This is a genomic window from Ruegeria marisflavi, from assembly GCF_025673445.1.
GTDB lineage: Bacteria > Pseudomonadota > Alphaproteobacteria > Rhodobacterales > Rhodobacteraceae > Ruegeria_B > Ruegeria_B marisflavi.
In genome coordinates, this window is record NZ_JAOVQN010000009.1 from 1 (window position 1) to 23,435 (window position 23,435).

General features: G+C 64.0%; 22 protein-coding genes. 11 read left to right on the plus strand and 11 right to left on the minus strand.

From position 1 onward, the window contains the following. Window positions 1–145: 145 nt before the first annotated feature. Entirely contained in the window at window positions 146–1,501 is a 1,356-nt protein-coding gene (locus OEZ49_RS10065; RefSeq protein ID WP_263388181.1) for an aspartate aminotransferase family protein, read from the minus strand. A gap of 120 nt (window positions 1,502–1,621) precedes the next feature. Between OEZ49_RS10065 and OEZ49_RS10070 the strand changes: the two genes are divergently transcribed. Genes OEZ49_RS10070 through OEZ49_RS10090 form a run of 5 tightly spaced genes read left to right on the plus strand, consistent with a single transcriptional unit; the run spans window position 1,622 to window position 7,046 of the window. Further along, window positions 1,622–3,100, plus strand: a complete 1,479-nt coding sequence (locus tag OEZ49_RS10070; RefSeq protein WP_263388182.1) for an aldehyde dehydrogenase — start codon at window positions 1,622–1,624, stop codon at window positions 3,098–3,100. Further along, window positions 3,097–4,395 carry an aspartate aminotransferase family protein gene (locus OEZ49_RS10075; protein ID WP_263388183.1) on the plus strand — a complete coding sequence of 433 codons (1,299 nt, stop codon included), beginning with the start codon at window positions 3,097–3,099 and terminating at the stop codon, window positions 4,393–4,395. Before OEZ49_RS10070 ends, OEZ49_RS10075 begins: the two co-directional genes overlap by 4 nt. Further along, window positions 4,392–5,333: a phosphotransferase gene (locus OEZ49_RS10080; RefSeq protein ID WP_263388184.1), complete on the plus strand. Its 942-nt coding sequence runs from the start codon at window positions 4,392–4,394 to the stop codon at window positions 5,331–5,333. The genes OEZ49_RS10075 and OEZ49_RS10080 overlap by 4 nt, the downstream gene beginning before the upstream one ends. After that, a complete protein-coding gene (locus OEZ49_RS10085) occupies window positions 5,333–6,568 on the plus strand; it encodes a Tm-1-like ATP-binding domain-containing protein (RefSeq protein ID WP_263388185.1) in 1,236 nt (411 codons plus the stop codon). Before OEZ49_RS10080 ends, OEZ49_RS10085 begins: the two co-directional genes overlap by 1 nt. Before the next feature lie 40 nt (window positions 6,569–6,608). Then, on the plus strand, window positions 6,609–7,046 hold the full coding sequence (locus OEZ49_RS10090; protein WP_263388186.1) for a MerR family transcriptional regulator: 438 nt from the start codon (window positions 6,609–6,611) through the stop codon (window positions 7,044–7,046). Here the strand turns inward: OEZ49_RS10090 and OEZ49_RS10095 are convergent. The 9 genes from OEZ49_RS10095 to OEZ49_RS10135 all read right to left on the minus strand — a co-directional run bounded on the left by OEZ49_RS10095 (window position 7,037) and on the right by OEZ49_RS10135 (window position 16,692). Continuing rightward, window positions 7,037–8,566: a sulfatase-like hydrolase/transferase gene (locus OEZ49_RS10095; RefSeq protein ID WP_263388187.1), complete on the minus strand. Its 1,530-nt coding sequence runs from the start codon at window positions 8,564–8,566 to the stop codon at window positions 7,037–7,039. The genes OEZ49_RS10090 and OEZ49_RS10095 overlap by 10 nt on opposite strands. A gap of 83 nt (window positions 8,567–8,649) precedes the next feature. Beyond that, window positions 8,650–9,045, minus strand: a complete 396-nt coding sequence (locus tag OEZ49_RS10100) for a RidA family protein (RefSeq protein ID WP_263388188.1) — start codon at window positions 9,043–9,045, stop codon at window positions 8,650–8,652. 13 nt (window positions 9,046–9,058) lie between these two features. Beyond that, window positions 9,059–10,681, minus strand: coding sequence for an AMP-binding protein (locus OEZ49_RS10105; RefSeq protein WP_263388189.1), 1,623 nt, complete (start codon window positions 10,679–10,681; stop codon window positions 9,059–9,061). 3 nt (window positions 10,682–10,684) lie between these two features. Further along, window positions 10,685–11,137: a cupin domain-containing protein gene (locus OEZ49_RS10110; RefSeq protein WP_164132118.1), complete on the minus strand. Its 453-nt coding sequence runs from the start codon at window positions 11,135–11,137 to the stop codon at window positions 10,685–10,687. Window positions 11,138–11,165: 28 nt separating this feature from the next. After that, a complete protein-coding gene (locus tag OEZ49_RS10115; RefSeq protein ID WP_263388190.1) occupies window positions 11,166–12,308 on the minus strand; it encodes an acyl-CoA dehydrogenase family protein in 1,143 nt (380 codons plus the stop codon). 70 nt (window positions 12,309–12,378) lie between these two features. Beyond that, window positions 12,379–13,182: an enoyl-CoA hydratase family protein gene (locus OEZ49_RS10120; RefSeq protein ID WP_234168076.1), complete on the minus strand. Its 804-nt coding sequence runs from the start codon at window positions 13,180–13,182 to the stop codon at window positions 12,379–12,381. Beyond that, window positions 13,179–13,646 carry a MarR family winged helix-turn-helix transcriptional regulator gene (locus OEZ49_RS10125; RefSeq protein WP_263388191.1) on the minus strand — a complete coding sequence of 156 codons (468 nt, stop codon included), beginning with the start codon at window positions 13,644–13,646 and terminating at the stop codon, window positions 13,179–13,181. The genes OEZ49_RS10120 and OEZ49_RS10125 overlap by 4 nt, the downstream gene beginning before the upstream one ends. Beyond that, the gene (locus OEZ49_RS10130; RefSeq protein ID WP_263388192.1) at window positions 13,643–14,401 is read right to left on the minus strand and encodes an SDR family NAD(P)-dependent oxidoreductase; all 759 of its coding nucleotides are present in this window, start codon (window positions 14,399–14,401) and stop codon (window positions 13,643–13,645) included. Before OEZ49_RS10130 ends, OEZ49_RS10125 begins: the two co-directional genes overlap by 4 nt. Beyond that, entirely contained in the window at window positions 14,398–16,692 is a 2,295-nt protein-coding gene (locus tag OEZ49_RS10135; RefSeq protein WP_263388193.1) for a bifunctional salicylyl-CoA 5-hydroxylase/oxidoreductase, read from the minus strand. Before OEZ49_RS10135 ends, OEZ49_RS10130 begins: the two co-directional genes overlap by 4 nt. Before the next feature lie 133 nt (window positions 16,693–16,825). On the opposite strand from OEZ49_RS10135, the gene OEZ49_RS10140 reads away from it, so the two are divergent. The 6 genes from OEZ49_RS10140 (at window position 16,826) to OEZ49_RS10165 (ending at window position 22,484) form a co-directional block, all read left to right on the plus strand. Further along, a complete protein-coding gene (locus tag OEZ49_RS10140; RefSeq protein ID WP_263388194.1) occupies window positions 16,826–17,602 on the plus strand; it encodes an alpha/beta hydrolase in 777 nt (258 codons plus the stop codon). Window positions 17,603–17,606: 4 nt separating this feature from the next. Continuing rightward, window positions 17,607–18,443 carry a tryptophan 2,3-dioxygenase gene (locus OEZ49_RS10145; RefSeq protein ID WP_263388195.1) on the plus strand — a complete coding sequence of 279 codons (837 nt, stop codon included), beginning with the start codon at window positions 17,607–17,609 and terminating at the stop codon, window positions 18,441–18,443. A 184-nt stretch (window positions 18,444–18,627) separates the two neighbouring features. Then, complete coding sequence (locus tag OEZ49_RS10150) at window positions 18,628–19,509, plus strand: FAD binding domain-containing protein (protein ID WP_263388196.1); 882 nt, start codon at window positions 18,628–18,630, stop codon at window positions 19,507–19,509. Beyond that, window positions 19,506–19,985: a (2Fe-2S)-binding protein gene (locus OEZ49_RS10155; RefSeq protein ID WP_263388197.1), complete on the plus strand. Its 480-nt coding sequence runs from the start codon at window positions 19,506–19,508 to the stop codon at window positions 19,983–19,985. The genes OEZ49_RS10150 and OEZ49_RS10155 overlap by 4 nt, the downstream gene beginning before the upstream one ends. Next, complete coding sequence (locus tag OEZ49_RS10160) at window positions 19,985–22,246, plus strand: xanthine dehydrogenase family protein molybdopterin-binding subunit (RefSeq protein WP_263388198.1); 2,262 nt, start codon at window positions 19,985–19,987, stop codon at window positions 22,244–22,246. The genes OEZ49_RS10155 and OEZ49_RS10160 overlap by 1 nt, the downstream gene beginning before the upstream one ends. Further along, window positions 22,239–22,484: a MoaD/ThiS family protein gene (locus OEZ49_RS10165; protein ID WP_263388199.1), complete on the plus strand. Its 246-nt coding sequence runs from the start codon at window positions 22,239–22,241 to the stop codon at window positions 22,482–22,484. The genes OEZ49_RS10160 and OEZ49_RS10165 overlap by 8 nt, the downstream gene beginning before the upstream one ends. Window positions 22,485–22,694: 210 nt before the next feature. Here OEZ49_RS10165 and OEZ49_RS10170 read toward each other — a convergent pair whose 3' ends face one another. Then, window positions 22,695–23,435, minus strand: coding sequence for an aspartate/glutamate racemase family protein (locus OEZ49_RS10170; RefSeq protein WP_263388200.1), 741 nt, complete (start codon window positions 23,433–23,435; stop codon window positions 22,695–22,697).

The window sequence follows — 23,435 nt, forward strand, 5'->3', positions numbered from 1 at the left end:
ACCCTGCAGCTGATCGCGAGAGATACCGTAATATTTCAAAACAAAATCAACCCGATGGGAGTTGTTCAGGACGAACTTCTTCCTCTTGCGGAAAATATCCCGGGGGAGTCACCGAAGGTGACGGGGGTAGCGCCCCCTCTCGCCCTTACCCCAGCGCGGCAAATCCTGCGTCCATCGCCAACAGGATATCGGCGACATCCTGATCGCTCAATACCAGCGGCGGTGAGAGGATGATGTTCGGCCCTGAAACCCGCAGCATCACCCCGGCCTGATACGCGGTCTCATAGACGGTGTTCATCGTTGCCGCTCCGGCGGGGGCCTTGCTGGCACGGTCGGCGACCACCTCGACCGCCGCCATCAGCCCGTGACCGCCGCGCACATCGCCGATCACCTCGTGCTTCGCCGCCAGCGTTTGCAGGCCGCTGTACAACTCGGCGCCCCGCGTAGCGGCATTTCTCGCCACGTTGGCCTTCACCGTTTCCTTCAGGCAGACCACTGCCGCCGCCGCCCCGACCGGGTGACCGGAATAGGTATAGCCGTGGCTTATCGCGCCCTTGCCACTGGCATCGCCCTCGAACACTTCGGTCATCCGGGCGCCGATCAGCACTGCGCCAAAGGGGAAATACCCATTGGTGATCGCTTTGGCGGTGCACATCATATCCGGCTGCACCCCCCAGAGCCGCGACCCCGACCAGGCACCGGTGCGGCCGAATGCGGTGATCACCTCGTCGGCGATCAGCAGGATGCCGTTCCGGTTGCAGATCTCGCGCACCATCGGCATGAAGCTTTCATGCGGTGGGATCACTCCACCCGCGCCCAGGATCGGTTCCATGATGAAGGCCGCGATCGTCTCGGCCCCCTGAAAGGCGATCTCGTCCTCCAACGCCTGGGCGCAAAGCTGTGCCAGCCGCGCCGGGTCGGTTTCGTTGAACGGGTTGCGATAGGTATAGGGGGCGGGGATGTGGAAACAGCCGGGCAGCAGCGGTTCGTAATCGGTGCGGAACTTGTTGTTGCCATTGACAGAGGCGCCGCCGAAATGGGTGCCGTGGTACCCTTTTTTTAGCGACAGGAATTTGGTCCGCTGCGGCTGCCCACGCAGCTTGTGATATTGTCGCGCCAGTCGCAGGGCGGTTTCCACGCTGTCCGAGCCGCCCGAGGTGTAGAATACCCGCTGGATGCCTTCCTCGGTGAAAAATTCGCACAGGTCATAGGCCAGTTCGATGGCGGCGTCGTTGGTGGTGCCGCGGAAGGTCGAGTAATAGGGCAGGGTGTCGAGCTGCCCTGAAATGGCCTGCTTCACCGCGTCGTTGGAATAGCCCAGATTGACGTTCCACAGCCCGCCGACCGCGTCGATGGTCTCGTGCCCGTCGATATCGCGGATGCGGACACCGGACGCGCCGGTGATGATCTTAGGCGGATATGCCTGGGCGTCGGCGGGATGCGTCATCGGCTGCCAGAACTGGCGGGCGTTCTGTTCCCTGATGAAGTTTGCGTTTTTCATCCACATCTCTCCTTCTTCGGCGAGCTACCCCTTGGCTCTCATGCTTGACACAGCGAACCTCCTGTGACAAGAATTTTTTGAAACGATGGTTTGAATAATGAACCGATGAGGGAGATGGTCTTGGATCAATCAAGTATCGACATGCTGCGGAACCGGGCCATCCCTCGACGTGGTCAACTGATCGACGGTCGGATCGAGACCAGGGGCGAAACGCTCGACGTGATCTCACCCATCGACGGATGCGTACTGACCCAGATTGCCCGAGGTGGCGCCCGGGAAGTCGCGCAGGCAACTGCCGCTGCTCGGCGTGCCTTTGACACCCGCGTCTGGGCCGGACAGTCGCCCGCCGCCCGCAAGAAGGTGCTCACCCGTCTGGCCGAGTTGATTGAGGCGGAGGCGCTGGACCTTGCCGTGCAAGGGGTGCGCGAAAACGGCACCGAGATTTCCATGGCCTTCAAGGCCGAAAGCGGGTCGGCCGCCGGGACCTTTCGCTACTACGCCGAGGCGCTGGACAAGGTCTATGGCGAGATTGCCCCAACGGGGGGCGATATCCTCGGCCTCGTGCACAAGGAACCGGTGGGCGTGGTGGGCGCCATCCTGCCGTGGAATTTCCCCCTGATGATCGGCGCGTGGAAGATCGCTCCGGCGCTGGCCATGGGCAATTCCATCGTGGTCAAACCCGCCGAAAGCGCCTCGCTCTCGATCCTGCGGCTGGCGGAACTGGCGCTGGAGGCGGGGTTGCCCGAAGGCGTCTTCAACGTGGTCACCGGCAAAGGGTCCGAAGTGGGCGAGGCGATGGGCCTGTCGATGGAGATCGACATTCTGGTCTTTACCGGCTCGGGTGCGGTCGGGCGGCGACTGTTGGAATACTCCGCCCGTTCGAACCTGAAACGCTGCTATCTGGAACTGGGCGGCAAGTCGCCCAACGTGGTCTTTGCGGATGTGGCCGATCTGGATCATGCGGCCAAGGTCTCGGCGGCGGGCATTTTTCGCAACTCGGGGCAGGTCTGTGTCGCGGGCTCGCGTCTGATCGTGGAGCGGTCGGTCCATGATCAGTTCGTGGATGCGCTCTGCCGCCATGCCAGTGCGCTGAAGGTAGGCGATCCGCTCGATCTGGGCTCCTCGGTGGGGGCGGTGCATTCGGCGGCGCAGCTAGAGCAGAACCTGCGCTTTGTCGAGACCGCCTTGGCCGAGGGCGCCGATTGCGCCCTGGGCGGCCATCGCATTCTGGAGGAGACGGGCGGATATTACATGCAGCCCACGGTGATGACCGGTGTGGCGCGCGACGCGACGTTGAACCAGCAAGAGGTGTTCGGCCCGGTGCTGGCAGTGAGCGCATTTGACACAGAGGCAGAGGCGGTCGATCTGGCCAACTCCACCGTCTATGGTCTGGCTTCGGGCCTTTGGACCTCGGACCTCAGCCGCGCCCATCGGGTGGTGCGCGCCATCCGCGCCGGTGTGGTGCATGTGAACACCTATGGCGGCGCGGATGGCACCGTGCCCTTGGGCGGCGTCGGCCAGTCGGGCAACGGCCATGACAAGAGCCTTCATGCGCTCGACAAATACGTGGATCTGAAGACCGCCTGGATGCAGCTATGACGCCTGAGACCCAGGCCCTTCTCGACCGCCGTGCACGCCTGTTGGGGCCGAATGTCAGCGTGTTCTATGACGAACCGGTACATGTGGTTCGGGGGCAGGGGGTCTGGCTGTGGGACAGTGACGGTAACAAGTACCTCGATTGCTATAACAACGTGCCCCATGTGGGACATTGTCACCCGCGCGTGGTCGAGGCCATTGCGATGCAGGCCGCGACGCTGAACACCCATACCCGCTACTTGCACGAGGGTATCCTCGACTATGTCGAGGCGCTGACGGCGACATTCGATGCGCCGCTGGACACCGCGATCCTGACTTGCACCGGCTCAGAGGCGAACGATATCGCGCTGCGCATGGCGCAGGCGGTTACCGGCAATACCGGGGTGATCGCGACCGATCACACCTATCACGGCAATACGATGGCGGTGTCGCAACTCTCGCGCACCAACCCGCCGCCGGGCGGATATTGGGACAACATGGCCTTTGTGCCCGCACCCGACAGCTATCGCCCCCTGGGCGGCGTTCCGGGCCCGGCGCACGCACAGGCGTTTGCCGCCGCCGTGCAGGGACAGATCGAGGCACTGGCCGAACGCGGCCACCGGCTGGCTTGCCTGATCCTTTGCCCCTATTTCGCAAACGAAGGCTTCCCATCGCTGGAAGCGGGTTGGCTTGCCCCCGCAGTCGAGACCGTGCGTTGTGCAGGCGGTATCGTGATCGCGGATGAGGTGCAGCCCGGTTTCGGCCGTCTGGGCAGCCATTTCTGGGGGCATCAGAAGGCGGGTATTCTGCCTGACGTGGTGACCTTGGGCAAGCCGATGGCCAACGGCCATCCGGTGGGCGGGGTGGTGACCGGCCCCGAAACCATGGCCGCGTTTCGCGAGCGGTTCCGCTATTTCAACACCTTCGGCGGCAACCCGGTCTCTGCCGCTGCAGCGCTTGCAACGCTGAAGGTGGTGCAGGACGAAGGGTTGATGGAGAACTCGCGCGCGGTGGGTGAGTATGCCCGCGAGGGATTGCGTGAGCTTGCGGCGCAGCATGAATGCATCGGCGATGTGCGCGGGTCGGGGCTTTTCTTCGGGGCCGAGATGGTACTGGACCGAACCGACAAGACGCCTGCCACCGCCTTTGCCAAACGTGTCGCCAACGCAATGCGGCAACGGGGCGTTCTGCTGAATTTCCTGGGCATCCATTACAACACGCTGAAGATCCGTCCACCCATGCCGTTCAGCCGTGACAATGCCGATCAGTTGATCGAAACGCTTGACGGTGTCCTCTCTGACACTCCGCTTCTACCGTGACCGCGACTGTCCTCCGTGCATTGCAGTTTTGGGGTCTGGAACGGGCCGGTTTCACGCTGGCCGCGCGGCGGGAAAACGAAGTCTGGCAGGTGTCGGATGGCGTGCGCCGTCTTGCGCTGCGGTTTCATCGACAAGGGTACAGGACCGAGGCCGAGCTGCGCTCGGAACTGGTCTGGATGGAAATGTTGGGGCAGGCGGGACTGGTTGTGCCGCAACCGTTGCGCCTGCCGGACGGTTCTTTGCTGGGCCAGATCGAGGGGCGACATGTCAGCCTGCTCACTTGGCTCGACGGCCGTCCGCTGGGTAAGATGGGATGCTTGGCACCAGATCTGGACCCAGAGGATGTAGGCCGGATGGTCGGGGCACAAATGGCGCGGATGCACGATCTGTCAGACGCTTGGACGCCGCCAGAGGGGTTTCAGCGCCCCGATTGGCGCTGTGCGGGATTGCTGGGATCCGAGCCGTTATGGGGGCGATTCTGGGAGCATCCGCACCTGAACGCGGAGCAGCGCCAGCTGTTGATCGCCGCGCGCGACTGGGCGTTGGCCGGTTTCGAGGATTTTGCGCCCGATTCGGACGAAGGGTTGATCCATGCCGATCTGGTGGCCGAGAATGTATTGGTCGACCAGCAGACAGTGGCGTTCATAGATTTCGACGATGGGGCATGGGGATACAGGGACTTCGATATTGCAACGGTTCTGGTCAAGTTCATCGGGCAACCGCAGTACGGTCCGCTTCGCGCAAGTCTGTTGGATGGGTACGCAGTTCGGCGCAGAGTGGACCCGGAGACACTTGATTTCATGCTGTTGTTGCGGGCGCTGACCTATCTGGGCTGGATCATGTCACGCCTTGACGAGCCGGGCGGCCGAGAAAGGTCGGTTCGAATGCTCGATTCCGCCTTGCGATTGGTGAAGGAATTCATGGAGGAGAAACACTGATGAGCGACAAGACGATCCTGATCGTGGGCACCTATGACACCAAGGATGACGAGCTGAATTATCTGGCCAACGTGACCAGGGGGCAGGGTGGCAGTGTCCTCTCGATGGATGTCAGCGTGCTGGGCGATCCGTCCCGGCCGACGGATGTCTCGAAACACGCGGTGGCCGAGGCGGGCGGAAGCTCGATTCAGGCGGCGATCGACAGCGGTGACGAGAATGTCGCGATGCAGATCATGGCGCGCGGTGCTGCGGTCAAGGCGCTGGAGTTGTACCGAGCGGGCCGCGTCCATGGGGTGATCGTGCTGGGCGGCACCATGGGCACCGATCTGGCGCTGGACCTGTGTTCGGCACTGCCGTTGGGGGTCCCCAAATACATCGTCTCAACTGTCTCGTTCTCACCCTTGCTGCCACCCGACCGCATCCCGGCGGATGTGCAGATGATCCTCTGGGCTGGGGGGCTCTACGGCTTGAATTCGATTTGCCAGGCCTCGCTCAGCCAGGCGGCGGGAGCGGTGCTGGGCGCGGCGCGGGCGGTTGAGGCCCCGATCCGCGACCGGCCCCTCATCGGCATGACCAGCTTTGGCAAGACGGTGCTGCGATACATGGTCAGCCTGAAACCGGCGCTGGAGGCGCGCGGATATGAGGTGGCGGTGTTCCATGCCACCGGCATGGGGGGGCGCGCGTTCGAGAGCCTTGCGGCCGAGGGCGCCTTTGCCGCCGTGTTCGATTTCGCGCCTCAGGAAGTGGCCAATCACATCTTTGGCGGCTTGTCCGCTGGCGAAGACCGCATGACCAACGCCGGGCGACGCGGCATCCCGCAACTGGTGGCGCCAGGCTGTTACGATCTGGTTGATTATGTCGGCTGGCAGGCGCCGCCCCCCGCGCTGGCCGACCGGCCCAGCCATGCCCATAACCGTCTATTGACCTCGGCAGTGCTGGACGCGGACGAGCGGCGGCAGGTTGCCCGGGCCATATGTGAGAAACTAGCGGGCGCTCAGGGTCCGTTGACGCTGATGCTGCCCACCGGGGGCTGCAATGAATGGGATCGCTCCGGCGCGCCGCTGCATGATGCGGACGGGCTGGCGGCCTTTTGTGACGAGATCCGCAGTGCTTGCCCGGCCAATGCCGAACTGATCGAGCTGGACGCCCATATCAACGATGCCGAATTCTCGGACCGGGCACTGGCAGTGTTCGACGATTGGGTGGCGCGGGGGCTGGTCGGCAAAGGGACCTAAGCTCTGGTCCATTACCTACATAAGCTGTAGATTTTCCCACATGTACACGATTGGAACCCTCGCCCGCAAAACCGGCACCAAGGTGCAGACCATCCGCTATTACGAGCAGATCGGGCTGATGCCCGAGGCTGGGCGCACCGCAGGCGGGCAGCGCCGCTATGACGAGGCCGCGCTGGACCGGTTAGCCTTTATCCGCCACGGGCGGCAACTGGGCTTTGGCCTGGATGCGATCCGCGAGCTTCTGGCGTTGAACGACCAACCGGGGCAAAGCTGCTCGACCTCGGATTCCATTGCCCGGCGGCAACTGGCGCAGGTGCAACAGCGGCTGGCCCGGCTACGCGCGCTGGAGACCGAGTTGCAGCGGATGATCGACAGTTGCGACGGTCATCGCGGCAGCGATTGCCGCGTTCTCGAAGTGTTGCGCGACCATGCCGAATGTCTGACCGATCACGGCTCGGAAGCCCCGGTTCAGTCGTAGCGGCGCCGGGTCTTGGCCCCCTCCTGGGTGATCGTGCAGAGCGACAGCGTATGGTCCATGTTGCGCATCCGGTGGCGCAGCATCTGCCGGGACAGCCGCGCCAGATCCGCGACATGGTCGGGGTCGCCCGCCACGTTGCGGAACTCGCCCTCGCCTTGATGGTCGAACAGCATCGGCGGCAGATCGGCGGCGAATTCGACAAGGGTAAAGCGCGCATCGCGCAGGATCGCCACCGCGCCCGCGCTGGGGCCAAAGCCGAACTCCTGCTGCCAGAGAGTTGGCGTCAGCGGGGCCGAGATATCCAGCTCGGAAAAGGAGTACTGCCGCCAGTCGGAGGGCGCCTCGCCCGTCAGGAAGGGCCTGAGCGAGCAGCCATCGACCGAGTTCGGAACCTCCTGCCCGACCCACTCAAGGATGGTGGGCATCAGGTCGATTGATTCGGTCGGGGCCTCGACCACATGGCCCGGTTTGCAGCCCGGTGCGCGGATGATCAGCGGCGTGTGATAGGCGGCGTCATAGACCGTCATCTTGCCCCAGCTATGGCGGTCGCCCAGCATCTCGCCATGATCGGCGGTGACCACGATCAGGGTGTCGTCATACTGGCCTGTCTCTTTCAGATGCGCGATCACCCGACCGATATGAGTGTCGACCTCGGTCGCAAGGCCAAGATAGACCGCGCGCAAAGTCTGGATGGTCTCGTCGGTGGGCTCCAGATCGGGGAAGCCCAACACGAAACTGGCCGGGCTGGAATAGCGGGTGGCGGGGCCCAAGAAGGGGTGTTCGCCTGCCTCGTCGTCGCGCGTCGACAGCCGCGCGGGCAGGGGTAACTTGGCGGGATCGTACATCGTGTTATAGGGCGCGGGCGCTACCAGCGGCGGGTGCGGCCGGATATAGGTGAGATGCGCGAACCAGTTCTGCCCGGCCCATGCGGGCATGTTGGCAAGGAACTGATCGGTCAGAAAGGCGGTATCGCTGTCCTCGGCCCGGTACATCGCCGGGCCGTTCAGGCGTGGGGCGCCGTCGGCATCGGGGCGGGGTACATAGACCTGCGCGTAATCGTCGAAGGTATAACCGCGGTTCTTCAGATGCGATTGCCAGGGATAGGACATCTCCAGCCGCATCTCGGTTACTTCGTGAAACCCGATCATCGGGAACTCATAGGTCTTGAGCGCCGGATCGTTGGCGTCGTAGGCGCGTGGATCCTGCGAGGTATCGGTATAGCCAAAGAGCAGCGGCATATAGCCCGCCTTGCGCATCTCGGTCGCGATATTGGGAGTGTCATGGCGCAGCGGAGTGCCGTTGCGGACCGAGCGGTGGTTCATCGCGTATTGCCCGGTCAGGATAGAGGCGCGCGAGGGGCCGCAGGGGTTGGTCACCGAATAGTGGCGGCGAAAGCTGACCGCATCTTCGGCCAGCGCCCGCAGATGCGGCAGATCGACATGACCCGCCAGCCCGCCCCATAGGCAATCGGCGCGCAACTGGTCGATGATGATAAAAAGAACGTTGCCTTGCCTGCTCATGTCCCGACCTGCCGCTTTTTCGAACGACCAATGGGTAGCCAGTTGGCTCCCCCCTGTCCAGCCGGGCCTTCCGGCGGCCCGGATCAGTCGATGACGGCGGTGGCCTCGATCTCGACCAGCGCATCGTCCTCGACAAGGCCTGCCACCACAACCATCGCCATGGCCGGGAAATGCCGGCCCATCACCTTGCGATAGCTGGCGCCGATCTCGGCTTGGCGGGCAATGTATTCCTTCTTGTCGGTCACGTACCAGGTCAGCCGGGTGATGTGCTCGGCCCGGCCTCCGGCCGCTTCGACCACGTCGAGGATATTGCTCAGCGCCTGTTCCATCTGGCCGATGAAATCGTGGCTTTCGAACTGCTGCTGCGCATTCCAGCCGATCTGCCCGCCGACATAGAGATGCCCGTCGCGGGTCAGCATGCCGTTGGCATAGCCCTTGGCAGGGGCCCAGCCCTCGGGCTGGATGGTCTTGTGGGTCATTTCTGGCCTCCGTCTATTGATCGTCCGTGCGCAAGCGGAAGCGCTGGATCTTGCCGGTCTGAGTCTTTGGCAGCGCGTCGATGAACCGGACGCTGCGCGGGTATTTATAGGGGGCGATGGTCGCCTTGACGTGGTCCTGCAAGGTTTTGACCATCAGCGCGTCGCCGGTATGGCCCGGCGCCAGCACCACATGGGCCTCGACGATATGGCCCCGCGCCTCGTCCGGGGCGCCGATGACGCCGCATTCGGCCACTGCCGGATGCGACAGCAGCGCCGCCTCGACCTCGGGCCCGGCGATGTTGTAGCCCGAGCTGACGATCATGTCGTCGCTGCGGGCGGCAAAATGCAGATATCCATCGGCATCCATCACGAAACTGTCGCCGGTCACGTTCCAGCCGTTCTGGACATATCCCGCCTGCCGGTCGTCGGCCAGATAGCGACAACCGGTCGGACCGCGCACTGCCAGTCGCCCGACTTCACCCCGCGGCGCTTCGTTGCCCTCGGCATCGAGTATCCGCACCTCGTACCCCGTTACCGGCTTGCCGGTACAGGCCGGGCGGTGGTCATCGAACCGGTTCGAGATGAAGATATGCAGCATCTCGGTGGCGCCGATCCCGTCGAGCATCGGCTTGCCGGTCTTGGCGATCCATTCGTCATAGACCGGGGCGGGCAGGGTCTCGCCCGCCGAAACCGCCGCCCGCAGCGAACTGAGGTCTGCGCCTTCCTCCATCGCCTTGAGCATGAAGCGATAGGCGGTGGGCGCGGTGAAACAGACGGTGGCGCCATACTGCTGTATGATCTCGACCATGTTGGGCGGGCTTGCCTGTTCCAGCAGGGTCGCGGCGGCACCAAAGCGCAGCGGGAACACCGCCAGACCGCCCAGCCCAAAGGTAAAGGCCAGCGGCGGCGAGCCGATGAACACGTCATCCGGCGTAACGCCCAGAACCTCGCGCGCGTAACCGTCGGCGATGATCAGCAGGTCGCGATGGAAGTGCATCGTCGCCTTGGGGTCGCCCGTGGTGCCAGAGGTGAACCCCAACAGCGCCACATCGTCCCGCCCGGTCGCGACTGCCTGAAACCGTACCGGTTTTTGCAGCGCCAGCCGGTCCAGCTCGGCATCGTGGTTCGAGGTGCCGTCAAAGCCCACCACCGTGCGCAGGTGTTTTGAGGTCTTGGCGCAGGTGACCAGCTCCTCCATCAGCCGCGTGTCGCACAGGGCATGGGTGATCTCGGCCTTGTCGATGATCTTGCCCAATTCACCGGCGCGCAGCATCGGCATGGTGTTGACCACCACCGCGCCCGCCTTTGTCGCGGCCAGCCAGCAGGCCACCATGGCCGGGTTGTTGGCCGAGCGGATCAGCACCCGGTTGCCCGGTTTCACGCCCAGATCCTCGACCAGCACATGGGCCAGCCGGTTGGTCCAGTCGCTGAGTTCCTTGTAGGTGCGCCGCCGGCCATTGCCGAACAGCGCGGTATGGTCGCCAAACCCCTTGTCGACCATGGCATCGGTCAGTTCGACCCCGACATTCAGGTGCTCGGGATAATCGAACCCGTCCAGCAGGAAATCGGGCCATTGCTCGGGCGGCGGTAGGTTGTCCCGGGTGAACGTGTCGATATGTGCGCTTGGTCCCAGCATGGTTCAGTCATTCGCCTCGGGCGGCAGGAAATCGACCTCGTGCTGGGCCGAGAGTTCGACCACCCGTTCGACATCCTCCAGATTGTCCAGCGCTTCGAACAGTTCTTTCAGCTTGCGCGCGGGCGAGACCCAGAACAGCGCGCGGGCCGGTTTGTCGGACTTGTTGAAATAGCCATGCGGGATGCCCTTGGGCATGCGCACCAGATCGCCGGCGCGCGCCTTGGTCCAGACACCGTCCAGTTTCAGGTCCAGTTCGCCCTCCTGAACCAGGATGAATTCATCCTGGGTGGGGTGGACATGTACCGGCACGAACTGCCCCGGTTCCGAGTTCGTCTCAAAGGCAAAGGTCGTCTCGCAAACCGCCTTGGGGTAATAGGTCTGGCCCAGTATGTTCCAGACCACACCGTCATAACCGGTGCCGTTTTCGGTAATGCCCTTTTCCAGATCCTGGGTCATGGTCTCTCCTCCCATTGACGTTTTGGTCTTATCCTTGCGCCAACACCTGGCGGGCGATCACCACCCGCTGCACGTCGCTGGCGCCCTCATAGATGCGCAGGGCGCGGATATCGCGATACAGCTCCTCGACCTTTTCGCCGCGCCGCACCCCGTCGCCACCGAACAGTTGCACCGCGCGGTCGATCACCTGCTGGGCGTGGTCGGTGGAATAAAGCTTGGCCATCGCCGCCTCACGGCTGACGCGCGGGGCGCCCATGTCCTTGGCCCAGGCGGCGCGATAGGTAAGCAGTGCGCTGGCATCCACATCCAGCGCCATATCGGCGATATGGCCCTGCACCATCTGCAGATCGAAGAGCGGTGCGCCCTGCACCTGCCGTGTGGTGACGCGCGCCAGCGCCTCGTCCAGCGCGCGGCGGGCAAATCCCAGCGCCGCCGCCGCCACGGTCGAGCGGAACACGTCGAGCACTGCCATGGCCACCTTGAACCCTTCTCCGGGTGCGCCCAGAAGCGCCGATTTCGGCACCCGCACGTCACTAAAGCGCAGCCGCGCCAGCGGGTGCGGCGCCATCACCTCCAGCCGCTCGACCACCTCGAACCCCGGCAGGCCCGCGGGCAGGACAAAGGCGCTGAGCCCGCGCGCGCCGGGTGCCTCGCCGGTGCGGGCAAAGAGCGTATAGACATCGGCGATGCCGCCGTTCGAAATCCAGGTCTTTTCGCCGTTCAGCACGTAATCGTCACCATCGGCGGTGGCCGTCATGGTGGAATTGGCCACGTCCGAACCCGATTGCGGTTCGGTCAGCGCAAAGGCCGAGATCGCTTGACCGCTGCGTGTGAGCGGCAGCCATTCGGCCTGCTGCGCCGGGGTGCCAAAAAGCGAGATCGCCCCGGTGCCCAGCCCCTGCATGGCAAAGGCGAAGTCGGCCAGCCCGTCATGGCGGGCGAGGATCTCGCGGCTGAGACACAAGGTCCGCACATCCAGCCGCTCACCCTCGGCAGCCCCGGTGGCCTGCAACCAACCGCCCGCGCCCAGATCCGCCACCAGCTTGCGGCAGGCCGCGTCAATGTTGCCGTGATCCACATGCAGGCGCGCGCACCAGCCCTCCATCGCCTCGGCGCGGGCGCGATGGGTCTCGTCGAAAAACGGCCAGCTCAGGAAGCTGCGGTCTGCCATCTCATTCCTCCCAAGGGGCTTCATTCCGCCCCAAATACTCCGGGGTCCGGGGCAGCGCCCCGGTCCGACCTCAATCACCCATAAAGACGGGTTTTTCCTTGGCGACGAAGGCACGATAGGCACGTTCGAAATCGCCGGTCTGCATGCAGATCGCCTGTGCCTGCGCTTCGGCCTCGATCGCCTGTTCGATGGACATCGACCATTCCTGCGCCAGCATGGTCTTGGTGATCATATGGCCGAAATTCGGGCCCGCCGCGATCTGCTGGGCCAGTTTGCGGGCCTCACCCTCCAGCGCGTCCGCCGCCACCAGCCGGTTGTGAAAGCCCCAGGCGGCACCCTCGTCGGCGCTCATCGCGCGGCCGGTATAAAGCAGCTCCGCCGCGCGGCCCTGGCCGATGATCCGGGGCAGGATGGCGCAGGCGCCCATGTCGCAGCCAGCGAGGCCAACGCGGGTAAAGAGAAAGGCCACCTTGGCCTCGGGCGTGGCGATACGCAGGTCAGAGGCCATGGCGATGATCGCGCCCGCGCCCACGCAGATGCCGTCGATGGCGGCAATCACCGGCTTGCCGCAATTGATCATCGCCTTGACCAGATCGCCGGTCATGCGGGTGAATTGCAGCAGCTCTTTCATGTTCATCCGGGTCAGCGGCCCGATGATGTCATGCACATCGCCGCCCGAGCTGAAATTGCCGCCGTTCGAGGCAAAGACCACCGCCTTGATGTCGTCGTTGTAATGCAGGTCGCGGAACCAGTCGCGCAGCTCGGCATAGCTGTCGAAGGTCAGCGGGTTCTTGCGCTCGGGCCGGTCCAGCGCGATGCGTGCGATGCCGTCCTCGATGGTGCACAGGAAATGTGTGGTGTCGGCGGCGGTCATGATTTTCCCTCTGTCAGAATGCGGTCCAGCGTTGCGGTGATCGCGCGCGCCTCGTCGGCGTTGAGCGCGCCCAGCAGATCGTCGACCCAGGCCTCGTGGCGCGCGGCTTGCCGGGCAAATTCCTCTTCGCCCTTGCGGGTCAGGCGGACCCGGTTGGCGCGGCGGTCGCCCGGCACCGGTTCGCGCAGTACATGGCCATCCTCGACCAGCCGTTCGATGATGCCGGTCACATTGCCGTTCGACACCTTGAGCAGGCCCGACAGCTCGCTCATCTTCAGCCCGCCCGCGTTGCGGGCCAGCGCGCTCATCACGTCAAACCGCGGCAGGGTCGAGGCGAACTCGGTCCGCAGGTTCTCGCGCAGGCCGGATTCCACCGTGCGCGTCGCTTTTAACAGTTTCAGCCAGAGGCGCAGCCGCGCCTTGCTGTCCGGCCCGGCATCGGGGCGGGGGTTGGGTGCGCTCATATCTCTCCTCCCGACAGGGCAAGGGCATGGCCGTTCACCGACCGGGCGGCCTCGGAGCAGAGCCAGAGGACGGCGCCCGCGACCTCGTCCACCTGGATGAACCGGTCCTGCGGATTGCCCTTGCGCAACGACTTTGCCGCAGCTTCCGCGCTCAGACCGGTCTTGCCCACGATATTGGCAATGGAACGTTCCAGCATCGGGGTTTCGATGAAGCCGGGGCAGATGGCGTTTGCGGTCACGGCGGTGCGGCCCAGTTCCACCGCCAGCGCCCGGATCAGGCCCACCACCCCGTGTTTGGCGGCGCAATAGCCCGCCACATAGGGATAACCCTTGAGCCCGGCGGTCGAGGCGATGGCGATCAACCGGCCCTCGCCCGCGTTTTTCATATCGGCCAGTCCCGCCTGAAAGCTGTTGAACACGCCCTTGAGGTTCACGTCCAGCATCTGCTGGAACCCTTCGGCGGTCATCTTGCTGAACGGTGTGCTGTCGGCGGCACCCGCATTGGCGACCACCACGCCGACCGGGCCGTTCAGATCGCGCGCTTGTCGAAAGGCGGCGCGCACTTCCGCCGGATCGGTCACGTCGCAGGTGACCCAGCCGATGAACTTGTGCTGTTTGGCCACCTCGCGCAACGGCCCCTCGCGGCGGCCCAGCACGGTGACCTTGGCACCGGCATGGGCCAGCGCCTCGGCAATCGCGGCGCCGGTGCCGGTGCCGCCGCCGGTGACCACCGCATGGGTGCCGTCGAGCATCATGCGCGGATCTCCGTCTCGGCATCACGGTCGGCCAGGCGCCAGGCCTGATCGCGGCCCGCCAGATAGGGCAGCGGCCAGTCGGCGTGGCGGTCGCCGATGCGGGCGGCCTCGTGCAGGGTCCAGTAAGGGTCGGCCAGATGCGGGCGACCCACGCAGATCAGGTCGGCCCGGCCCGCCATCAGGATCGAGTTGGCATGGTCGGCCTCATAGATATTGCCCACCGCCATGGTGGCGATACCGGTTTCGTTGCGGATGCGGTCCGAGAACGGGGTCTGGAACATGCGGCCATAGACCGGCTTTGCCTCGATCGAGGTCTGGCCCGCCGAGACGTCGATGATATCGGCACCCGCCGCGTGGAACATGGCCGCGATCTTGACCGCCTCCTCTGGCGTGACACCGGCCTCGTCCACCCAGTCATTGGCCGAGATCCGCACAGACATCGGTTTGTCCTTGGGCCAGGCCGCGCGCATCGCGGTGAATACTTCCAGCGGGTAGCGCATGCGGTTTTCCAGTACTCCGCCATAGTCGTCGCTGCGCGTGTTCGACATCGGCGAGATGAAGGACGAGATCAGATAGCCATGCGCGGCGTGCAGCTCGATCATGTCGAAACCCGCCCGCTCGGCCATTTGCGCGGCGGCGACGAACTGATCGCGCACCGCGTCCATATCCGTCCGCGTCATTTCACGCGGGGTGGCATTGTTGGCGGACCACGGGATGGGTGAGGCCGAGATCAGGTCCCAGTTCTCGACCTTCAGCGGCGCATCCATCGTCTCCCAACCCAGCTGGGTCGAGCCCTTGCGGCCTGAATGACCGATCTGGCAGCAGATTTTGGCGCTCGTCTCGCAATGTACGAAATCGGTTAGCCGTTTCCACGCGGCCTCATGCTCGGGCGCATAAAGGCCGGGGCAACCGGGGGTAATGCGACCCGTGGGGCTGACACAGGTCATCTCAGTATAGACCAAGCCCGCGCCGCCCTTAGCGCGCTCGCCGTAATGGATCAGGTGCCAGTCGGTCGGGCAGCCATCGACCGCCTTGTATTGAGCCATGGGCGAGACCACGATGCGGTTCTTCAGCTCCATATCGCGCAAGCGGAAGGGGGCGAACATCGGCGCGCGTACGGGTTCGGCCGCAGCGCCTGCGCGGGTCTGGAACCACTGTTCGGCCGAGCGCAGCCAGTCGGCATCGCGCAGGCGCAGGTTCTCGTGGCTGATCCGCTGGCTGCGGGTCAGCAGCGAATAGTTGAACTGCACCGGGTCCATGTCCAGATACCGTTGGACCTGCTCGAACCACTCCAGCGAGTTGCGCGCCGCCGATTGCAGGCGCAGCACGTCAAGCCGGCGCTCCTCCTGATAGCGTTCGAACGCGCTCTCCATCGTCGGTTCGGAATGCAGATAGGTGGCCAGCGAAATCGCGCTGTCAAAGGCCAGCCGCGAGCCCGAGCCGATCGAGAAATGTGCGGTGGCCGCCGCATCGCCCATAAGCACCACGTTTTCGTGGTGCCATTTCTCGCACAGAACGCGGGGGAAGTTGATCCAGACCGCCGAGCCACGCAGATGGCTGGCATTGGACATCAGACGATGGCCACCCAGATGCGCGGCAAAGATGCGCTCGCAGGTGGCGACGCTCTCTTCCTTGGACATATGCTCGAATCCCCAGGCGTCCCAGGTCTCCTGGCTGCATTCCACGATCACCGTCGCGGTGTCCTCATCGAACTGATAGGCATGCACCCACATCCAGCCATGTTCGGTCTTCTCGAAGATGAAGGTGAACGCGTCGTCGAATTTCTGATGGGTGCCGAGCCAGATAAACTTGCACTGGCGGGTGTCGATATCGGGTTTGAAAAGCGCGGCCAGATCGCTGCGCACGCGCGAGTTCAGCCCGTCGCAGGCCACCACCAGATCGTATTCCGCCTGATATTCGGCGATGGGGCGTGCCTCGGTCTGGAATTGCAGATCGACGCCAAGTTCGCGGGCGCGGTCCTGAAGCAGCAAGAGCATCGCCTTGCGCCCGATCCCGGCAAAACCGTGCCCGCCCGAGACGGTGCGCACCCCGTCATGCACCACCGCGATATCGTCCCAATAGGCAAAGTTCGAACGGATCGTCTCGGCGCTGATGGGGTCGTTGGCGGCCAGGTTCTCCAGCGCGTCATCGCTCAGTACCACGCCCCAACCGAATGTATCGTCACCCTTGTTGCGCTCGATCACCGTGACCTCGTGCGAGGGGTCGCGCAGTTTCATCGAAATGGCGAAATAGAGCCCCGCCGGACCGCCACCCAGACATGCGACACGCATTGCATCCTCCCTCGCAAGATACGCTGATTGAGGATGAGGATACGGGGATTCGGATATATTTCAAGCCTAAACCTTTAAGCTTGAAATATGCCGAGTCGACATCTACGCTATCCGCAAATCAGGAGGGTCTGCGATGATCGACTGGGACGATGCATTCGACAATTCCAGCTATGTGCCGGGGTCGGACGGGCTGGCCGCTGCCTGGGGCGCGGCGGCGGCGGCCTGGCGCGACAGTCGGGGCGGGACGCTTGACATCGCCTATGGAGTGGGCGCGCGCAACCGGCTTGACCTGTTCCGCCCCGAGGGCGTCGCAAAGGGCCTCGTGGTGTTCGTGCATGGCGGCTATTGGCACAAGCTCGACAAGAGCTTCTGGTCACATTTCGCCGCCGGGCCGCTCAGCCGGGGCTGGGCGCTGGCGGTGCCCTCATACACGCTGGCGCCCGAGGCGCGTCTGGGCCAGATGGTCGAGGAAGTGCGTGCATCGATCGAAGAGGCGGCGCGCCATGTGGCGGGACCGGTGCGATTGGCGGGCCATTCCGCCGGCGGCCATCTGGTGGCCCGCATGGCTTGTGCCGACGGGCCGCAGCCTGACCGGCTGGACCGGGTGATCAGTATCAGTGGTATCCACGATTTGCGCCCACTGCTGGCCACCCGGATGAACGAGGTGCTGCACCTGGACGCGGCCGAGGCCGAGGCCGAAAGCCCCGCGCTTCTTTCCCGGCGCGCGGGCCTCTCGGTCACCTGCTGGGTTGGCGCCGATGAGCGGCCCGAACTGGTGCGCCAGACCCGGCTTCTCTCCGAAGCCTGGGGTGTCCCTAACGTCTTTGCCGCCGGGCACGAACATTTCTCGGTTGTCGCAGAGCTGGGGCGCCCCGGCTCTGCCCTGCTTTGCGAACTTCTCAAGGATTGATCCGATGCCCCAAGCCTATGACCCCAGCCAGGAAGGCGCCAAGATGTCCTATGCCAAGGACATGAGCTATGGCGACTATCTGCATATGGACGACCTGCTCGCCACGCATCACCCGCAATCGGATGCGCATGATGAATTGCTGTTCGTCATCCAGCATCAGACCAGCGAATTGTGGATGCGGCTTGTTCTGCACGAATTGACCGCAGCGCGACGGCTGCTGATGTCTGGCGGAGACTTCCGCCCGGCGTTCAAGATGCTGACCCGGGTTGCCCGCATCTTTGACCAACTCAACTCCGCCTGGGACGTGCTGCGCACGATGACCCCCAGCGATTACACGACCTTCCGCAATGCGCTTGGCAATTCCTCGGGCTTTCAATCGCACCAGTACCGGTTGATCGAATATGTTCTGGGCAACCGGAACACCGCCCTGATGAAGGTGCACGAACACCGGCCGGAACTGCATGCCATGTTGGCCGAGGAATTGCAGCGGCCTTCGCTGTATCACGTGGCTCTGGACGCCCTGTCGGCAAAGACGGGAATAGCGATCTCACCTGAAGCGCGCCGGATGGATAATCCGCATAGCGCGGATGCCGACGTGCAGCGCGCTTGGAAAATGGTTTACGAGAACCCGGCCAAGTTCTGGGATCTCTACGAGTTGGCCGAAAAACTGGTTGATCTCGAAGATTACTTCCGCCGCTGGCGCTTCAACCATGTAACCACGGTTGAACGTGTCATCGGGTTCAAGCGAGGAACCGGCGGAACCTCGGGCGTGCAGTATTTGCGTCGGATGCTCGAAGTCGAACTTTTCCCCGAACTCTGGCATCTTCGCACCGAACTCTGAGTGAAGAGCTACAAGAAGATTCGACGAATTTTCCCGTCGCGCCGGGATCGGGCGCGGACGTTTGCCCAAAGGCGACATCCAAGGGGCCAATTTCTGGTCGATCCGGACATGGACGATGCCGTTTAGGTGGTCTATCGTCGCCGCGAACTCAATGGCTCAGGCCCTACAGGCAAGAGGTAGAACAATGAATTATCACAGCCCGGCGAGCTTTGCCGAGGCGTCGCGAATTGCCGCTGACGCTTCGGGCATCACCCGGTTTCTGGCGGGGGGCACCGATGTTCTGGTGCAATTGCGCGCGGATATCGTCACTCCGGATACTCTGATCGACATCAAGAAGATCCCGGGAACCGGTGAAATCACGCGTAACGCGGATGGCAGCTGGACCCTTGGCGTGGCCGTGCCGGGTGCCGAGCTTGGCGAACATACCGGGCTGGTGGCCGACTGGCCGGGCGTTGTCGAGGCGATGAACCTTGTGGGGTCGACCCAGGTGCAGGGCCGCGCCACACTGACCGGCAACCTCTGCAACGGCTCTCCCGCCGCGGATTCCGTGCCAGCCATGGTGGCCGCATCGATGACCGCAACCGTGACTGGGCCCGATGGCGATCGCATCGTTGCGGTTCAGGATATCCCGACCGGCCCGGGCAAAACCTCTCTGGCCAAGGGCGAGCTTGTCTCTGCTTTGCACATTCCGGCGCGGGGCGAAAACGCAGGCGACGCCTATCTGCGCTTCATTCCCCGCAGCGAAATGGACATCGCTGTGGTGGGTTGTGCCGTGAACTTGCGGCTTGACGGCGATACCGTTGTCGAGGCCCGCGTGTCCCTGGGCGCCGTTGCACCGACCGTTCTGTTGGTCGAAGACGCCGCTGCCGCGATCATCGGCAGCGCTCTGGACGACGCCGCGCTTGACCGTCTGGCCTCGGCCGCCTCCGCTGCCTGCAAGCCGATCAACGACAAGCGCGGCACAATCGAATTCCGAACCGAAGTCGCGGGCGTGCTCGCCAAGCGTGTCGCGCGCGTCGCCTATGCCCGGGCCAAGGGCGAAATCATCAAGGGGCACCACGGATGAGCAAGATCCACGTATCCACCACCGTCAACGGCGATGCGGTCGAGTATCTCTGCGACCCGCGCGAAACCCTGCTTGACTGTCTGCGCGACAAGCTCAGCCTTACCGGGGCAAAGGAAGGCTGCGGCACCGGCGATTGCGGTGCCTGCTCGGTGACGCTCGACGGGCGGCTGGTCTGCTCCTGCTTGGTGTTGGGGGTCGAGGCCGATGGCAAGGAAATCGGTACGGTTGAGGGCATCGCCGAGGGCGATGTGCTGCATCCGCTGCAACAGAAATTCATCGACTATGCCGCGCTGCAATGCGGCATCTGCACCCCCGGTATCCTGGTCGCGGCTAAGGCGCTGCTGGAGCAGAACCCGGACCCGACGGAAGAAGAGGTCCGGTTCTGGCTGGCCGGCAACCTGTGCCGCTGCACCGGGTATGACAAGATCATCCGCGCCGTGATGGACACGGCCAAGGACATGAGGGAGGCGGTATAATGGCGCTCGACGATCTCAAGACCAAGGATTTTGCCTTTGTGGGCACACGCCCGAACCGGCCCGACGGGCTGGACAAGGTAACCGGTCGTGCCAAATTCGGCGCCGACGCCTATGCGCCCGGCATGCTGCATGGCGCCATCCTGCGCAGCCCGCACGCCCATGCCCGCATCCTGCGCATCGACACGTCGAAGGCAGAGGCGCTTAAGGATGTGAAGGCCGTGGTCACCCGCGCTGATTTTTCGGACAAGGTGCCCTTTGAGCCGGGTCTGGAAGGCGAGTTCTGGAACGTGCTGGAAAACGTCATGGCGGGCGACAAGGCGCTCTATGACGGGCATGCTGTCGCCGCTGTCGCCGCAACCTCGGCACTCGCGGCGCGCGATGCGCTCAAGCTGATCGAGGTGGAATACGAGATTCTGCCCCATGTCACCGATGTGGACAAGGCGATGCTGGCCGACGCTCCGGTGATCCGCGAAGGCGCGGCCGACTACTCGGTGCCCGAAGGGATGCACCCGAACGTGGTCCGCATGCACGAAAGCGGCCATGGCGACGTGGCGGCTGGCTTTGCCGAGGCCGATCTGGTGGTCGAGGATCATTTCACCACCGAAGCCACCCACCAGGGCTATATCGAGCCGCACGCCTGCCTGGCCACGCTGGGCATGGATGGCAAGGGTGAGCTGTGGTGCTGCACGCAGGGTCACTGGATCGTGCAGAAAACCTGTGCCGCACTTCTGGGGATCGAAACCGCGAACCTGCGGGTGACCGCTTCTGAGATCGGCGGCGGGTTCGGCGGCAAGACGACCGTGTTCATCGAACCGGTGGCGCTGGCGCTGTCGCGCAAGGCCAACAAGCCGGTAAAACTGGTGATGAGCCGGTCCGAAGTGTTCCGCGCCACCGGGCCAACCGCCTCGGCCTCGATGGATATCAAGATCGGGATGAAGAAGGACGGCACCATCACCGCGGCCGAGGGCATCTTCCGCCTCCAAGGCGGTGCGTTCCCAGGTGGACCGGCGGAGTTCACTGCCATGTGCGCCTTTGCCCCCTACAGCCTGACCAATGTGCGGCAGGTGGGTTACGACGTGATGACCAACCGTCCGAAACAGGCGGCCTATCGTGCGCCCGGTTCGCCGATGGCGGCTTTCGCTGTGGAATCGGTGATTGACGAGCTGTGCAACCAGCTTGGGCTTGATCCGATCGAGGTGCGGCTCAAGAACGCCTCGCGCGAGGGTACCAAGGCCAGCTATGGCCCGCGCTTCCAGCAGATCGGTCTGGTGCAGACGCTGGAGGCCGCCAAGGCGCATCCGCATCTCTCGGCTCCTCTCAAACCGGGGCAGGGGCGCGGCATCTCCTGTGGCTTCTGGTTCAACCATGGCGGCGAAACCTCGGTTTCGCTGGCGCTGAGCGAGGATGGATCTGCCCAAGTCATGGTAGGGACCCCCGATATCGGCGGTAGCCGCGCCTCGATGGCGCTGATGGCGGCCGAGGTGCTGGGCATTCCCTATGACAATATCCGGGTGACCATCGCCGACACCGCTACGCTTGGTTACAACGATGTCAGCCATGGCAGCCGGGTGACCTATGCCAGCGGGTTGGCCACAATCAAGGCGGCGCGCCACGCGGTCGAAAGACTGTGTGAGCGGGCGGCAAAGAAATGGGGCATCCCGGTGGATGCGGTGAAATGGGAAAACGGCTGCGCGGTGCCTTCGGGCCCGAATGCGGGCGATTTCGACCCGCTGCCACTGGCCGATATCACCGCGAATATGGGGCAGACCGGCGGGCCGATCTCGGGCCATTTCGAAGCGACACCCGAAGGGGCCGGTGTCAGCTTTGCCACCCATATCGTTGATGCCGAGGTCGATCCGGAAACCGGCAAGACGCGCGTCGTGCGCTATACCGTGATCCAGGATGCCGGCAAGGCCATCCATCCCACCTATGTCGAAGGTCAGTACCAGGGCGGCGCCGCACAGGGCATCGGCTGGGCGCTGAACGAGGAATACATTTATGGCGAAGACGGGCGTTTGCAGAACAGCGTCTTCCTCGATTATCGCATTCCCGTCGCCTCCGACCTACCGATGATCGACACGGTCATCGTCGAAGTACCCAACCCCGGCCACCCGTTTGGTGTCCGTGGGGTCGGTGAAACCTCGATCTGCCCGCCGCTGGCGGCCATTGCCAATGCGGTTTCGGCCGCTGCCGGTGTGCGCATGCGCAACTTGCCGATGTCGCCGCCGCGCATCCTGTCGGCGCTCAAGGCGGATGGTTGAGGTTCATCTCTGGTCCGGCCTGCGGGCACTGACCGGTGGGCTGGAGGTGGTCGAGGTCGAGGCCACCGACACCGGCGAGATGCTGCGCGCGCTGACCCGCGCGCATCCGCAATTGCAGGCGCCGATAGACGCAGGAGTATCCGTCACGATCAACGGTCGCGTGATCGCGTCGGGTTTGACGGAACCGATCCCGGACGGTGCCGAAGTCTATCTGATGCAACGGATCAGGGGCGGGTGAACTCCCGCCCCCCTTGGGCAACCCCTGACGGGACACCTGCGGGCGTTGGGCCGGGCGCCGCTGCGCGGCGGGACTTTGCGAGGCGCTGCCTCGCGCTCCGGAGTATTTTGGACCAGAAAGAAGCAAGGGGCTTCTGCTCTTTCCTCTTGCCGAAAATATCCCGGGGGGTGTCACCAAAGGTGACGGGGGCAGCGCCCCTTTACTGCGCTTTCAACCTCGCGGATCGTCCAGGACCGGTTCGAACCGGCGCGGCATCAGGCCAGCCTGGAACCATGTAACCATCGAATAGATTGAATAAATTGGCAGGCCGGTGCGTTTGCGCAGGTCGGCGGCGTAGGGCACCATGTTGGTGCATTCCAGTACTATGGCGCCCGCGTCGGGTTCTTGCGCCATGATCTCGTCGGCGGCGTCCAGCATGTCCTGGCGGCAAAGGTCGAAATCTATCGTCGGCGCGTCGCCCAGGATGTCCCGGGTAAAGGCGCGGCCCGCATCGGTACCGTAGACCGGTGTGTCGAGCGGTACTCCGGCCGCCGCAAGATGCGCAGGGGTCAGCGTGGCCTTGGAAATGGTCAGGATCACGACCTTCTTTCCGGGCGGTAAAAGCGCTTGCACCATAGGGACTTGCATCAGCGACGAGGTAGCCACCGGAACCCCGAGCGCGGCCCGCAATTCGTCCTGCACCAGGGCGAGAAAGCCACAATTGGTGGTGATCCCGTCCGCGCCGGTGGCCACCAGATCGCGACCTGCCTCGACAAAGGTGTCGAGCAGCGCGCGGGGGTCGCCGCGCACCACACGGTCGGGCGAGGCGCCGCGCACCACGCGGTAGTGAACGGGGAAGGGCCAGGTCATCGCATTGCCCATGTCGCCATGAATGCGCGGGAAGCGGGTTTCCAGCATCAGGATGCCGACTGCGGCCCCGAAAACCGTCTTTCCACCATTTTGTACTAACAT